The organism is Paenibacillus sp. FSL R5-0473 (assembly GCF_038004565.1).
Lineage (GTDB): Bacteria > Bacillota > Bacilli > Paenibacillales > Paenibacillaceae > Paenibacillus > Paenibacillus amylolyticus.
Genome location: NZ_JBBORL010000001.1, coordinates 5,571,253 through 5,585,647, shown reverse-complemented (window position 1 = coordinate 5,585,647; position 14,395 = coordinate 5,571,253). Strand labels below are relative to the sequence as shown.

Here is a 14,395-nt window from a genome sequence, read left to right as displayed (position 1 = left end):
GAAGTAATATTGCTCAGGAAAGGGAGGAGATTACTATGGGAACAGTTCAATTCGTCATGTTGGCTGATGATCCATCCACATTTGTGACCCGAGTTGTACCTTTTATCGACATTGAGCTTGCAGGAATTCCGGGTGACCGTCATTATGGTCTGCTTCGTCCGGCGGACTCACGTCAGAAAATCTACAAGCGTGGCACACCGATTGCGAATCGCCGCCAGATCAGTATTGTGTCTGAGGAAGAATGTGCTCTTATTGCTGAGAAAATGAACATTCCTGAAGTGCGTCCAGAGTGGCTTGGTGCCAATATACTGGTTCGTGGCATTGATCGATTGACGGAACTGCCTGCTGGAACGCGGCTCCTATTTCCAAACGGGACAGGGTTAATATGCGAAGGGGAGAACCTTCCCTGTGTACATCCGGGAAAAATGATTGAACAATTCTATGAACAGGACGGTTTGCGTAAAAAATTCGTGCCTGCGGCTCGCAAAAAACGTGGGATTGTATGCTCGGTTGAACGGGAAGGTGTAATCCATACGGGGGATACCATAGAAGTCATTCGCCTGTCCTGATTTTCAGGACAGGTTTCTAATTGATCAGCCCTCGGCGCTCACCATGCGGATGTCTAGAGTGTAAGTACTCCTCTGGTGTACTGCCAATAATGGACTTGAAATCTCGGATGAAATGGGATTGATCATGATATCCAAGATCCTGAGATAGCTTAATCAGGTCACAGTGAAGACCGCGGTCCATCCATTCTGCAGCATTTTGCAGACGATACAACTTGATTACCGTTTTGGGTCCGATGCCCACATACTGATTGAACAGGCGTTGAAGCTTTCGGGTATGCATATTCCAATAGGAAGACAGATCATCCACTCTCAGCATCTCCCGGTTCTGTTCAATCTGTTGTACAATATCATAAACCATTCTCGCTTGAGCGTCTTCAGCAGGAAGGTGTGCACATAATAGTTGGTCGATGTAACTGGTTGTATCCCCTTCATCCCCCGCCCCAAGAAGCAGGTCTTCTAAGGACTCCGCTGTGACGTCAAGAATATTGGATACATTCATCGGTTGTCCGTACAAAGAAGAGACAGGAGCGCGGAGGAAGGGATAAAACCCTCCTGGTTTGAACTTCACGCCCAATACACGACCTTTCCCGCTTACAAGATAGGAGAATTTACGTCCCGATGGTCCGAAGAAAAACGTATTGTTCCGTTCCACAATCAGATTGACACAGGGGTTAGGTACGACATGTTGGGGATACGGTTCAAGTCCAGTCAGATCCCACGATACGATCCAGTAATGTTTAACAAAAGGCCGAAGTGCTTCGGAAGGAGCATGGCGTGTCAGTTGATATTTATGATCACCTTCATTCAGATTCAACAGGCCCATACTTGGTCTGTCTCCTTGTTCTACCTGTTTCATCCGAATCATCCCTCCTGCTCATCTCACATTATTTAGGTTCTCTGAACAACAATGCCCGCACAGCAAAACGGGGTAAAATGAGTTGCCTGCGCCATCTCGAAGGTTGACTGAGGAGGCGATAGAGCCATTCCAGGTTAAGCTTCTGCCATATCGCAGTGGCACGTTTGGTTTTGCCAGCCACGATATCGAGACTGCCTCCAACACCTATGGCTACACGAGCGTTCAACTGGTGGCGATACTTGTTAATCCAGTGTTCCGCATGGGGGGCGCCAAGAGCCACGATAAGAAAGTCTGGTTGAGCAGTACAAATCTCTTCCACAATCTGTTGTTCCTCATCTGCCTGGAAGTAACCATGGTGTCTACCTTTTACAACAACTCCCAGATAACGTTGCGCAATAACTTTCACGGCCTGTTCACTTACGCTTTCCTCTGCTCCGAGCATGTAGAATGACCAGTGTTTTTGATCGCCTTCCTCTAATAAACGAAACAGCAGATCACAACCCGTTACCCGTTCAGTCAATTGTCCGCCCCGAAAACGGGATACCATCACAATGCCGGCACCGTCAGCCGTGACCAACCCGGCTTGATCGACGACTTTGCGAAGAGAAGCATTCTTTTGACAGGACATAACAATTTCGGGATTACCTGTGATGACATGGAAGAGTTCATTGCTTTCCTGATCTACGACTTTATCAAGGATCGCAACGGTTTGATCCATCGTGACATTGGGAAAAGGGATACCCATAATATTGGTTCATTGGCTCATATCTCATTTCCTTTCTAAATTAGTCGCATTACCTTGAACAGACCTGTTATTTCATTCCAGTTTAGTATATCTGATCTTCTGGGAAAGCACTATATGGGCGCAATCCATTTGGATTATGGTATTACACATTCCCGAAAAATAAAGAGCTTATATTTTACCTGTTGTCGCGTTTTTACAATACGGCCTTTGGGGTATAACGATAGGATAGGAGTGCGAGGGTGGCAGATCGCTTATCCAATACATAAAGGGAGTGAGTCCATGGAACTGAAATATGAATTCTATATCAATGCAGGACTGGAAGAGGTGTGGAATGCTCTAATATCACCAGACGGCACACGGAACAGCTTTTTCGGCAGTGAACTTCGCACCAATTTCCAACCAGGCCAGCCGTTTGCTTATGTAGGGCCGGGCAATGATGGTGCGGAGACTGTCCATGTGTATGGAGATATATTGGAATTTGAACCGTTGTCCAGACTCAGTTATCAGGAGCATCCCGGGCCGTCGTACCATGCGAATCATGCCGAGCTTCAATCCAGAGTGGTCTTCCAGTTGGAAACTGTAGGTGAGTGTACGAAGCTGACGCTGATCAATGATCAATTTACAGATAACCATCCTTCCATTGCGAATGCACAGAGCAGCTGGTGGATGATTCTAAGCAGCATCAAAACTTGGGTGGAGACGGGGAAAACACTGAATTTTGGCTGGTAGCTGGGAAGAGGTAGTCATTTAAGATTTATTTTCATAAAAGATAAAGGGCAATTAATATAAGAACCAGTGCTGTTTCTGCGCTGGTTCTTGTTTTTATACAAAATTAAGACCATTGCTCTACACTTAATGTCTGATAATGTCGAAATATATATCATATGAGCTAAGAGGAGAAATGAGCATGTTTCGTAAACGTACTGAATCGACCAAACACCTTCGTACAGATACTCATCAGAGATTATTGGAGTATAGTCGTAAACTGGTAGCAAACGCAGAAAAGGGCAACTATGACGCAGGGATCGAAGATGGCATTGAGTTTCAGGATGCTGATGAAATAGCTAGTAATATCAAAAAAGCAGTACATATGATGAAAGCACAAAACGAAGCCGTGGAAATGCGCCTTAGAATGCTTAATCAGGCTATGAATGTGGGATTATGGGAATCAAAAATTGTTGCTGGTGATCCACTGGATAACAATAATATCGTTTCATTTTCGAATGAATTCCGCCAAATGTTAGGCTTCCATAATGCCAAGGATTATCCCGATTCATTTGCAAGCTGGGCGAAATCGATCTATCCGGATGACAGACCCCAACTGGTGCAGGAGATTATGAAACATGTGAATGACACAAAAGCAACAACTGCCTATAACGTCATCAGCCGTATGATTACAAAAAGTGGAGAAATTCGCTGGTTCCGATGCCTTGGACAAGTCATCCGAAATCAGGCTGGAGTTCCGGTCAAACTTCTGGGCATCATGTTTGATATTCATGAGGAGAAGAGCAAGTCTGATGAGCTGGAAGCACTCGTCACCCGATATGATCTGGTTAACCGCGCCTTGGTGGAGGCACCGTGGGATATGACCGTTGTGGCTGGAGATGTAGTTAATCCAAACAATGAATTTTGGTGGTCACCCCAGTTCCGTAAAGAGTTAGGGTTTAAAGACGAGCAGGATTTCCCGAATGTGTTCAGCAGCTGGAGCAGCCGACTTCATCCGGAAGACCATGATCGGACGATCAACGAATTTGCCAGACACATGAACGATTACAGTGGTCGTACGCCGTACGATCTGGATTATCGTCTGCAGCGCAAAGACGGGGAGTATCGGTGGTATCACGCGGGTGGGGAGACCATTCGGGATCAGGATGGAGTACCACTCCGTGTAGCTGGAACCATTCGAGATGTTACCCATGAGAAGAATAAGGAACAGATCGTGGAGGCCATGAATCTGAAAACAAAACAATTGTCGGAGTCCATTGGCGAGATGGTACGTGGAATCAACTCGATCACCGATCAGGCACAGGATCTGGTTACTGCACAGGAGTTATCCGCCGATGCGGCCATTCAAGTGAAAAGCAGTGCAGATGATACGAAGAATATCACCGTGTTTATTCGAGAGATTGCCAGTCAGACCAATCTGCTGGGGTTGAATGCAGCCATTGAAGCTGCACGAGCGGGAGAGCTGGGACTGGGATTTGGCGTCGTTGCAGGTGAAGTGCGGAAACTGGCTGATCACAGTTCGGAGGCCACAGTAAATATCGAAGATAGCATGCAGAAAATGAAAACATTGATTGATCAGATTCTTGAGCACATCGGTAATATGTCCACGTTAACGCAAAATCAAGCTGCTCTGACACAACAGGTGAATGCTTCAATGGATGAGATCAACACCATGTCACAGGATCTGGTTAATTACTCGAGGAATCTATAATCTCGAAGCCGTTTGTTGTAACATCACGATCATTGGCAACAACATCAACAAAAAACCACCGGGAAGCATTTCTGCTCCCGGTGGTTTTTTGTATTTCTATTTTATAGCTAAAATGTATAGCTTCAGTTTCAGCTATTGAATTAAACTTGTTGAACTTTGATCAGGTTTGTATTACCGGATTGACCGATTGGAACACCAGCGGACAATACAATGATGTCACCTTTTTCAATGTAACCAGTTTTGATTGCGTTACGCGTAGCCGATTCGAACATTTCATCCGTTGTCGTTACTTTGTCGCCCATAACCGGAATGACACCTGAGAGCAGGCAGATTTTCGCCAATACTTCTTCATGTTGTGTAACTGCGATGATTGGTGCTTTTGGACGATACTTGGAGATCATACGTGCTGTGAATCCACTCTCAGTCGAAGTGATGATTGCTTTTGCATTCAGTACGAGGGAAGAACTTACAGCGCCCTGACTGATAACTTCAGTAATATCAGCGATCTGTTGAGCCGATTTTTGTGCGAATTGCTCTTTGTAATCAATCATTGTTTCGGCACGGCGAGCAACAGCAGCCATCGTGCGCACGGATTGTACCGGATATTTACCAGCAGCTGATTCACCGGACAACATCACAACGTCAGCACCTTGAAGTACAGCATTGGCCACGTCACTAACTTCGGAACGAGTAGGGCGTGGGTTCACTTGCATGGACTCCAGCATGTGTGTAGCTACGATAACCGGTTTACCAGCGCGGTTACATTTATCGATCATTTCTTTTTGCATCATTGGTACGTCTTCGATTGGCACCTCAACACCGAGATCTCCACGAGCTACCATGATACCGTCAGAAGCCAAGATGATGTCGTCCAGATTAGTCATACCTTCTTGATTCTCGATTTTAGAGATGATCTGTACGTGCTCTACACCGCGTTCTTTCAGAATGCTGCGGATTTCACGGATGTCGTCGCCTTTACGAACAAAGGATGCTGCGATAATTTCGATATCGTTTTCGATCCCAAATCCGATGTGCATAACGTCACGCTCGGTTACACCTGGCAATGTCGTTTTGATTCCTGGCAAGTTAACCCCTTTGCGTGGTTTCAGAATGCCGCCACTGATGATTTTACAATGGATATCGGATCCTTCCACAGACAGTACAGTCAGATCCACAAGGCCATCATCGATGAGGATACGATCGCCAGGTTTCACAACGAGGTTCAGTTCCGGATAGTTTACCGAGATACGCTCAGCGTCACCAAGAATTTCTTCAGTAGTCAGGATCAGCTCTTTACCAGCTTGCAGATGACAGGATGCTTCTTTCAGTTTACCGATACGTACTTCCGGCCCTTTGATGTCCATCATGATCGGTATATAGGTGTTCAGTTCGGAAGCTGCTTTGCGGATATTGTTAATCCGTGTAACGTGATCTTCCAGTTCGCCATGAGCCATGTTCAGACGGGCAACGGTCATACCTTCCTGAATCATTACTTTTAACAATTCGATTGAGTCACAAGCAGGTCCCATGGTACAAATAATTTTTGTTTTTAACATGCTAATTTCCTCCTCATATTTAAGCTTATATGTGTATTGTAGCGTTTTCTGTCGAATCAGGGTATGAACTATAGTACAATGATTAGAGTATAGTCCGATAATGAGGTGTGTTATGGTCACTCCACTTGAAGTACGACATATTAATGGTGTCGGTTGGTACGAAGAAGCTGTGCAATCTCAAGAAACTTGGCGGCTTAGTTTGGTTACTTATGGAAAATGTGTATATTGGGTGAACGGTGATAAACAGATCATGGAAAAGGGTGAATTGCTCCTCATTCCAGGTGGTACCCCATATTACGGCAAGAGTATTCCTACAGTAACGCACACACAGATTGTAATTCAACTGCAACGCGACCATACGGAAACTCTGCCTGCACTGGAACGGTATGAGGCTTTGCGGCATAAACCTGGATGTTATGAGCTGATCCATCAACGCATGAGCGCTATTTATCAACAATGGCAGGAGCGTCCGTCTTATTATGTCATGATGAGCCAAGCCTTATTGATGGAAGTGTTGATTTATATGAACAGGGAGCTTGATCGTGGAGTTATCCCGCCGGAGAGGCATAATCATGTTGAACGGATGAAGCGATATATTGAGCGGCATTATCGGGAGAAAGTGACGAAGGAAGAACTCGGGGACGAGATCAATAAAACTCCCAATTATGCTGCCGCATTATTCAAAAGCATGACAAATCAGACCATCAGTCAATATGTCCATGATCAACGGATGAAACGAGCCATATATCTGCTCACTGAGTCACAACTCTCCATCCAGGAAATTGCCGAATTTCTCGGCTACCGGGACCTGTCTTATTTTTACCGCATATTCAAACGTATAACCGGAAGTCCACCGTCTGACCTTCTTCATGAACGTCCACCTATAGCATGAAACGCGTACTCCAACCCAAATAAAGTTCTTCTATATAAGTAGGTTTAATTCAATGAGTACAAAAAAAGAGGGCCTATGCCCTCTTTTGCTGTATAGCAGGATCATCATCCCACCTGTTACATATATATATGTCGTTATACATGACTGCTTGTGTTAGAAGCTGTGAGTGGCTGCTTGCTTTTTTTTCGTGTTTGCCCAAGACGAAGAGCAGAGACATGTACAGTCCAATACGCGGCCTCAGCAAACAAAATGCCTCCAGCAATGTCCAGCAAGGAATGCTGTTTTACAAACACCGTTGAAGCAATAATCAACCACAGCCATACCGACCAAGAAATCCGTGCCAAAGGCTTAAAGTTCAAGTGTCTGTTAATCACAATAAACAGCAAGTAGCTGGTCAGAACGTGAACACTTGGGAAACAGTTGAAGGGCGCATCATTGGTATAGATAAACTGTACTAACACGCTGCTCAGATCAGTTCCGCCGATCTCTGGGCGCGGGACATGGGTAGGGAACACTGCAAAACAGACATTGGCAGCCATGACACCAACATTATAGGTAATCAACGTACGCCAGAATAGTGACTTGTTCGTCAGACCCAAATAGAGAAATCCAAGATACAGAATGGGCATCCAGCTAATGTACGGATAAATAAATTCTTTGAGAAAAGGAATCTGTGTGTCAATCCAAGCATAATTGTAGAAGACATCACTTCCGGTGTTGCTGCCTAGAAATACGTAAATGGAGCCTTGGAGCGGTATGCACAGAATAGCCAGTAAATGCCCCCAGCGCTGAAAGAATGCTTTCATAGTATCCCCCTGATTTCATTATGCATTGTGAGTCTATCGTTATGGGTACTTCATAGATATAAGACGCTGAAGAGTCGCCACACCCCTGCAACTTTGAACTCTTGTAATACTATAATGGACAGATAAAGGTATAAGCCATACCTGATTTTAGGGGAAAAGAAGTCAGGATAAGTCTCTTTTTTGTTACTTTTATAGTTTTATCCATAATAGGAATATTAGATATACGGATATGTGATACAACTATATTGGCATATAAGTTCTTATGACAACGGAGAACATAAATGAAACGAGGTAGGTAAATGTATGATTAATGCGCAATCCAAGCCAAAACATTCCTTTTCCAAGCGCAAACCTGTGCTCACCGTTGTGATTATTGAGCTGCTTCTTCTGTTAGCCGTATTTGCAGCAGGGGCCATTGCAACGATAAAACAACTGGACTACACTTCCCCTGTACTCATTTCTTTTACACCCATTGCCATTGTTCTGATGATCTATCTGACGTTAAGACGCAAGTGGGGAGAGACTGGCTTCCGATCTTTGCGAAGTATCCCGGCTGGCCACGCAAAGTATTATATTCCACTACTCCTTGTACTGGGTACACTTACCCTGAAAGGATTTGGGGAGCTGAGCTTGTCACGAGTAGCCTTTTTCATCTTTTTTACCTTGCTCGTAGCTTTTGTTGAGGAAACGATCTATCGGGGGCTTATTTTCAAAATATTGCTTCGAAAAAGTGCAGTGGCCGCAGTTGTGACCTCCAGCATCTTGTTTTCCATCACACATCTATTGAACGCATTGTCTGGTCAGGATACGACGGATACGATCATACAATTGATCTATGCGCTGCTCCTGGGAGCTGTACTGGCGTTATTGATGCTGAAGAACGGAAATATCGTACCGCTTATATTGTTTCATTTCATACATAATCTGATTCAATTTCTAGGGAATGATCTGGAGGACACAGGTACACTTCCTTACGATCTGTTTATACTGGCAGTACTGATTGCTTACTGTGCATGGTTAGTGTGGAGCATTCGAACAAATTCGTCTACTCCATCCAAAGGGAGTGAGCAAGCGAATACGGTTGTTCATTAAGGGTATTGCGGGTATTGCTTGAAAGTAGTTATCATACAGTTTCCCGTCAGCAGTTGGATCATGGTATACTTCAGTCTGGCGGGAAGACAGATATGTTCATGATACGAGGTCTGCCTATCCGTACATTAGATTCAGACAGTAGGTGATATTGTGGAGAAGACAGCACAAGGCGTAGCAGAATGGATGGTACAGGAGATTAAATTCACAGGAACACTTCATCAGGAAGCTGCCATAGAATATGTGAAGACCCATTTTGGTGAAGAGTTTGTTTTTGTGAACGAGAACGGCAATACATCATTGTCCAAAGAAGTGAAGAAAGCTTTCCGAAAGCTTCATCGTGGGCAGATCGCCTGGGATCGGGATGCATTTATGTGGGCATGGACATAGTGTGTTATACTGGAGTAAGATGATTCATTGGTTGTGTTGGATATGCATGTCAGAATGTTATATAATTAATGTATAAGATGGATTAGATCTGCATATCCTTTCATAAGACCGTACATAAGCGGCCACACACATAAGTGTGATAAACCCTGTCCCCGCGCGTGTTAATAACATGTATTTCCAAAGCTGTTTGAAAAGAAAATACAAAGATTTGCTTTTTTGCTGAATTGGAGTTATAATAAAAACAAGTTGTAGAGAGTGGAAAACCTAATTCATATATTGTAAAGGGCGATCACTTATAGGTTTATGACTGGTACCTTTTTCAATGTGTGAATTTTTATTTGCTTGCTGCAAAGAACAAAGGAACATGTTAATTTTTATTTGGAGGTGTAATTCACATGCAAAACGGAACAGTAAAATGGTTCAACGCTGATAAAGGCTTCGGTTTCATCGAAGTTGAAGGCGGAGAAGATGTATTCGTACACTTCAGCGCTATTACAGGCGACGGCTTCAAAACTCTGGACGAAGGTCAACGCGTACAATTTAAAATTGTACAAGGAAACCGTGGTCCTCAAGCAGAAGAAGTTGTAAAACTGTAATTAAAGCATAGCTGCCTTTAACATGTTAAAATGGTAAAGGCAGCTTCTTTTTTTTGATCAGTTATATAAAAGTCGACCCATTAGTTGACGAGGCAGGAGTCCGGTGGGACGTGAAACTTCCGCTAAGTGTAGGCTTCTGTGAAATAACGTCGGTTAGATGTTTTTCCATAACAAAGGGGGTAGAAGTCATGTATAATCGCAAAAAACCGTTGGAAGAGATTCCACAAGCTGATGCGGCAATCTGGGAATGTACGAGTGATACGTGCAAAGGATGGATGCGGGACAATTTTGCGTTTGATAACGTACCTACTTGTCCGATATGTGCTTCTGAGATGGTCAGCACGACTAGGATGCTACCATTGCTTGAGAATTCGAATAGTAATCTGAAAACGATGCCTAAAGGAAATCGGATTTAACATAGCTTACCCGCCTCTAACGAGGTGTTTTTTTTTAAGATCAAACAGACACCCTGTGCGAAGGTAAGGGTATTAAATATGAAGTTCCCGGCATTCGTTTTGGCGAATGCCTTTTTTTGTATCATTTTTTAACAGAAAATATAGTGTAATTGACGTGAATCGTATGAAAAAGATAAAGACCCCTTTTGCTATAAGCAAAAAGGGTCTTTGTTATGACTACAATTTTACCACGATCAGAATGGAATTTAGATGAACAGGAATGGCAGCAGAAACAATGTTGTTACCAGAGCCAGATCGATTCCCGCTCCATAGCCGTAACCCCCACCGTATCCTCCGTAACCATACCGACCGTATGCCGAAGATTTAACTTTTTTTGTTACAACAGCGTTTTTCTTGCTGCTTTTCACAAGCTGCTGTTTGGATTTGACTGAACACAGCCGTGGTCCTTCGAAACACCCGTTCAAATAAATTTTGCCATCACGACATTGACTAAGCGTACCATACATATGCTTACCGTCGTTCATAACGAGACAAACGGAACGTCCAACGTGCGGAGAAACCGTTTCTTCACATACCCGATTAATTCTGTACATGCAAATCCTCCTCATTAGATGCGGTTGCCGCTTGAATTCAACGGTTTGTATATCATAGTAAAAAGAAGACCAATTGGTATGGACGAGTACCCGGAAAATCGAATGGGGAGGAGCCGTTTTTGAATCTACTCCATACACTGGGAGAAGTGAGGAGGGGATGTCGCGTGGATTATCATGACATGCTGGCTCGGTTAGGGGAGGGAAGTGCCCATCCTGGAGGATTTTTGGCAACACTGAAGTTGCTGGATGGTTTATCTCTGCCTGTGGATAGTCATATCCTTGAGATAGGATGTGGCACTGGGAGGACTGCGTGTTACCTGGCTAAAAGGGGTTATCAAGTAACGGCCATTGATCTTAATCGCCAGATGCTGGATAAGGCCGTTCGGCGAGCAAGACGAGAACGGGTGGATGTTCGATTTGTTCAGGCTGATGTAACATCGTTGCCTTTCCCGGAAAATCATTTTGATATGGTATTCGTGGAGTCGGTTACGATCTTTACCCCATGGCGGAATGCACTTACTGAGTATAGAAGGGTTTTGAAGCCCGGAGGACTTTTAGTGGATCGGGAGATGGTTCTATCAGGCCAGAAGACCGAATTGATGTGTCGCAGGTTAAAGCAATTTTACGGTATACAAACCCTGGTAACGGCCACAGCATGGAGAAAACGCCTCAAGCAGTGTGGTTTCACCAAGGTAGAGGTCAAAGAACATTCGCGATCCATGGCAAAATGGAGCGTTGATCATGATCCACATCGCGAGATCGATATGAATTGGTTTGAGGATGAACGTATGCAGCGAATGAGTCAAACCAATGATCGTTTGCTCGCGAAATACGGCAAAAAGTTGGGATATGCTGTTTTTGCGGCTAGGGCACCGTTGGAGGTCAAAAAGGAAAAATAGGAAAAATAGGAAAAAGACAACTCACACAATCGTGTGGGTTGCCTTTGGTTTGTTTCGACAGAACGTACTACAACATATCGTTGTCGATAATCCGCCAGTGGTGTTTGAGCAGGGCTTCCAGTTGGTTCTTATCTTTGGCTCGAAAAGCACTTAAAATTTGCCGGTGCTCTTCATTAACTTCGAGCAGTACCTCAGATAGCTTTGGTTTATTATCACTAACATAAGATTGCCGGATGAAACTGTTCTTCAATGTGTTTAACATCTCAATGACTGTTGCATTACCACATCGCTGAATGTACAGATTATGGAACTGATATTGGTTTTTGTTGTAGGCAGCAAGATCAAGCTGGCTGATATCTTCGTCCATTCGAACAACCAGAGTTTCCATCTCCAAAAGTTCAGATGGTCTGAGGTGGTCTGCTGCAAGTGTGGCAGCAAGTGCCTCCAGCACACCGATCGCTTGGGAGAATTCCAGTTTTTTGCCTGCATCAAAAGGAGTGACAATAAATCCCCTGCGTGGGATGTATTGCAGCAGATTGTCTGAAGCCAGCTGGAAAAGCGCCTCCCGAGTAGGTGTTCGACTGATGTCCAGCTTTTTGCATATCTCGGCCTCGTTGATCTTCTGGTTGGGAAGCAAGGTTCCGTCCTGGATCTTCTGGGCAATGTAATCGTATACGTGATCTTTCAAGGACCGGTATTTGGGTACCTCCATACCGAATCCTCCTTTCTATGTATAGTGAATAAATAGATGGGTGTGAGGCCGTACTGTACGCGCCGTTCAGGAGTTTCAAGTTTTTATCATCTTAACACCGAGGGGGAAGTTGGGCAAGCAAACTTCATGTTTCAGCCGATGTAAATGCTATGTTATATATAGCACATTTTATGGAATTAAAGCGTATAAATGTTTAAATAATGATTGTGATAAACCAGAATGTTTGTTAGTATTACTTACATATAAGTCCATATATTGTCTTATGTATATTGTATACAAACCATTATGTTACTCATTCAAAAAAAGAATAGGGGTATGATGTGTGAAAAAAGTGCTTTTGCCAATGATGCTGTTGTTAGTGGTTGTATTCATGTCCGCATGTGGGCAGGAAAAAACGACAGAGACCGGATCAGACGCTACTTCGTCTTCGGGCAGTAGCTCTGCGGAAAAGGAAGTCATTGTACTTGGAACCAGTGCGGACTATGCACCCTATGAATTTCATAAGAAAATTGATGGTAAAGATACCATTGTAGGTTTTGACATCGAGATTGCCAAAGCAATTGCGGCTGATCTGGGAGCCGAGCTGAAGATTGAGGACATGGACTTTGATGGCCTTCTTATGGCCCTTGGTACAGATAAGGTTGATTTTGTGATATCAGGCTTAACCCCTACCGAAGAACGAAAGAAGAATGTTGATTTTACGGATATCTACTATTATGCAGAGCAGGCTGTACTTGTTAGAGATGGGGAAGGTGCGGCATTAAAGTCCATGAATGATCTATCAGGTAAACAGGTTGGTGTACAAAAGAGTTCCATTCAGGAAGGGATTGCTCGGGAAATAGAGGGAGCAAAGCTCACTTCTCTGGCCAAAATACCTGAACTGATTCTGGAGTTGCAGACGGGGCGTGTAGACGCACTCATCCTGGAGAAGCCGGTGGCTGAACAGTATGTGAAGAACCAAGAGGGGCTTGTTGTTGCAGGTGTGGAGATTAAACAGGCTGAAGACGAGGGTGGTTCGGCCATCGCAGTGAAGAAAGGTAATCAGAAGCTGCTGGATCAGATCAACACTACATTGGAAAAGCTCAAAACAAACGGAGATATTGAACGGTTCGTCGTTGAAGCGAATGAGATGCTCGGCGAATAAACCGGACGAGTGAGGGATATGCCGTGAATTTAGATTTTTCCTTTCTATTAGAACATTGGCAGGATTATGCACGAAGTGCGTGGGTCACGCTTGAACTTTCCTTCTTCGGTGTATTGTTTGGTACGTTGCTGGGTGTAATCATGGCGCTAATGCGAATATCCCGAATATGGCCAATTAAATTTGTGGCATCTGCGTATATTGAACTCATTCGAGGAACACCGATGCTGGTACAGATTCTTATTATTCATTATGGTCTGACGGTTGTAGGTGTGAACTTGCCGGCATTTATGTCGGGGGTGGTAGCTCTGACGATGAATAGCTCGGCTTATATGGCGGAGGTGTTCAGGGCCGGGATTCAAGCAATCGATAAAGGACAGACCGAAGCTTCGCGCTCCCTTGGTATGACAAATGGTATGACACTTCGTTATATTATACTGCCGCAGGCTTTTCGTAACATGCTTCCAGCTATCGGCAATGAATTCATTATTATCATTAAAGATTCTTCGCTTGTCTCCATGATCGGCATAGCCGAGATTATATACACGGCCAGAACGATTCAGGGTGTTACGTTCCAGCCGCTTGCTCCGCTGCTTGTTGCCGCCGGCCTCTATTTTATAATCACATTTACACTGGCTAATTTACTCTCTTGGTTGGAACGTAGACTGTCTACCTCTCGCTAACTATGGATAAAGGAT

17 protein-coding genes are annotated in these 14,395 nt (G+C 44.2%); 11 read left to right on the top strand and 6 right to left on the bottom strand.

Annotated elements, in window-relative coordinates; translation table 11 throughout:
- The first annotated feature begins 35 nt into the window (after nt 1–35).
- On the top strand, nt 36–569 hold the full coding sequence (locus MKY28_RS24555) for an MOSC domain-containing protein (RefSeq protein WP_036671934.1): 534 nt from the start codon (nt 36–38) through the stop codon (nt 567–569).
- Between the two features lie 16 nt (nt 570–585).
- Here MKY28_RS24555 and MKY28_RS24550 read toward each other — a convergent pair whose 3' ends face one another.
- Complete coding sequence (locus MKY28_RS24550; protein WP_340937280.1) at nt 586–1,425, bottom strand: helix-turn-helix transcriptional regulator; 840 nt, start codon at nt 1,423–1,425, stop codon at nt 586–588.
- Nucleotides 1,426–1,453: 28 nt separating this feature from the next.
- A complete protein-coding gene (locus MKY28_RS24545; RefSeq protein ID WP_340937279.1) occupies nt 1,454–2,170 on the bottom strand; it encodes a WecB/TagA/CpsF family glycosyltransferase in 717 nt (238 codons plus the stop codon).
- A gap of 279 nt (nt 2,171–2,449) precedes the next feature.
- On the opposite strand from MKY28_RS24545, the gene MKY28_RS24540 reads away from it, so the two are divergent.
- The gene (locus MKY28_RS24540) at nt 2,450–2,899 is read left to right on the top strand and encodes an SRPBCC family protein (protein WP_017691129.1); all 450 of its coding nucleotides are present in this window, start codon (nt 2,450–2,452) and stop codon (nt 2,897–2,899) included.
- 178 nt (nt 2,900–3,077) lie between these two features.
- Nucleotides 3,078–4,607 carry a methyl-accepting chemotaxis protein gene (locus tag MKY28_RS24535; RefSeq protein ID WP_340937278.1) on the top strand — a complete coding sequence of 510 codons (1,530 nt, stop codon included), beginning with the start codon at nt 3,078–3,080 and terminating at the stop codon, nt 4,605–4,607.
- Between the two features lie 140 nt (nt 4,608–4,747).
- Here the strand turns inward: MKY28_RS24535 and pyk are convergent, their stop codons facing one another.
- Nucleotides 4,748–6,163 (bottom strand): pyruvate kinase, encoded by a 1,416-nt coding sequence (gene pyk, locus MKY28_RS24530; protein ID WP_074093123.1) that lies wholly within the window; start codon nt 6,161–6,163, stop codon nt 4,748–4,750.
- Nucleotides 6,164–6,275: 112 nt separating this feature from the next.
- On the opposite strand from pyk, the gene MKY28_RS24525 reads away from it, so the two are divergent.
- A complete protein-coding gene (locus tag MKY28_RS24525) occupies nt 6,276–7,055 on the top strand; it encodes a helix-turn-helix transcriptional regulator (RefSeq protein ID WP_036607966.1) in 780 nt (259 codons plus the stop codon).
- Nucleotides 7,056–7,189: 134 nt separating this feature from the next.
- Here MKY28_RS24525 and MKY28_RS24520 read toward each other — a convergent pair whose 3' ends face one another.
- The gene (locus MKY28_RS24520; RefSeq protein ID WP_100528685.1) at nt 7,190–7,861 is read right to left on the bottom strand and encodes a phosphatase PAP2 family protein; all 672 of its coding nucleotides are present in this window, start codon (nt 7,859–7,861) and stop codon (nt 7,190–7,192) included.
- A gap of 303 nt (nt 7,862–8,164) precedes the next feature.
- Between MKY28_RS24520 and MKY28_RS24515 the strand changes: the two genes are divergently transcribed.
- The 4 genes from MKY28_RS24515 (at nt 8,165) to MKY28_RS24500 (ending at nt 10,352) form a co-directional block, all read left to right on the top strand.
- On the top strand, nt 8,165–8,953 hold the full coding sequence (locus tag MKY28_RS24515) for a CPBP family intramembrane glutamic endopeptidase (protein WP_340937277.1): 789 nt from the start codon (nt 8,165–8,167) through the stop codon (nt 8,951–8,953).
- A gap of 150 nt (nt 8,954–9,103) precedes the next feature.
- Nucleotides 9,104–9,340 (top strand): DUF6953 family protein, encoded by a 237-nt coding sequence (locus MKY28_RS24510; RefSeq protein WP_036607962.1) that lies wholly within the window; start codon nt 9,104–9,106, stop codon nt 9,338–9,340.
- A gap of 395 nt (nt 9,341–9,735) precedes the next feature.
- A complete protein-coding gene (locus tag MKY28_RS24505; RefSeq protein WP_017691122.1) occupies nt 9,736–9,936 on the top strand; it encodes a cold-shock protein in 201 nt (66 codons plus the stop codon).
- 188 nt (nt 9,937–10,124) lie between these two features.
- A complete protein-coding gene (locus MKY28_RS24500; protein ID WP_017691121.1) occupies nt 10,125–10,352 on the top strand; it encodes a cold-shock protein in 228 nt (75 codons plus the stop codon).
- Nucleotides 10,353–10,597: 245 nt separating this feature from the next.
- Here MKY28_RS24500 and MKY28_RS24495 read toward each other — a convergent pair whose 3' ends face one another.
- Entirely contained in the window at nt 10,598–10,945 is a 348-nt protein-coding gene (locus tag MKY28_RS24495) for a hypothetical protein (RefSeq protein WP_036671929.1), read from the bottom strand.
- Between the two features lie 164 nt (nt 10,946–11,109).
- On the opposite strand from MKY28_RS24495, the gene MKY28_RS24490 reads away from it, so the two are divergent.
- Nucleotides 11,110–11,844, top strand: a complete 735-nt coding sequence (locus MKY28_RS24490; protein WP_340937276.1) for a class I SAM-dependent methyltransferase — start codon at nt 11,110–11,112, stop codon at nt 11,842–11,844.
- 67 nt (nt 11,845–11,911) lie between these two features.
- Here MKY28_RS24490 and MKY28_RS24485 read toward each other — a convergent pair whose 3' ends face one another.
- Nucleotides 11,912–12,556, bottom strand: coding sequence for a GntR family transcriptional regulator (locus MKY28_RS24485; RefSeq protein WP_036671927.1), 645 nt, complete (start codon nt 12,554–12,556; stop codon nt 11,912–11,914).
- Nucleotides 12,557–12,878: 322 nt separating this feature from the next.
- Between MKY28_RS24485 and MKY28_RS24480 the strand changes: the two genes are divergently transcribed.
- Both MKY28_RS24480 and MKY28_RS24475 read left to right on the top strand, forming a co-directional pair.
- Entirely contained in the window at nt 12,879–13,700 is an 822-nt protein-coding gene (locus MKY28_RS24480) for a transporter substrate-binding domain-containing protein (protein ID WP_340937275.1), read from the top strand.
- Nucleotides 13,701–13,723: 23 nt separating this feature from the next.
- Entirely contained in the window at nt 13,724–14,380 is a 657-nt protein-coding gene (locus MKY28_RS24475; protein ID WP_036671925.1) for an amino acid ABC transporter permease, read from the top strand.
- Nucleotides 14,381–14,395 lie beyond the last annotated feature (15 nt).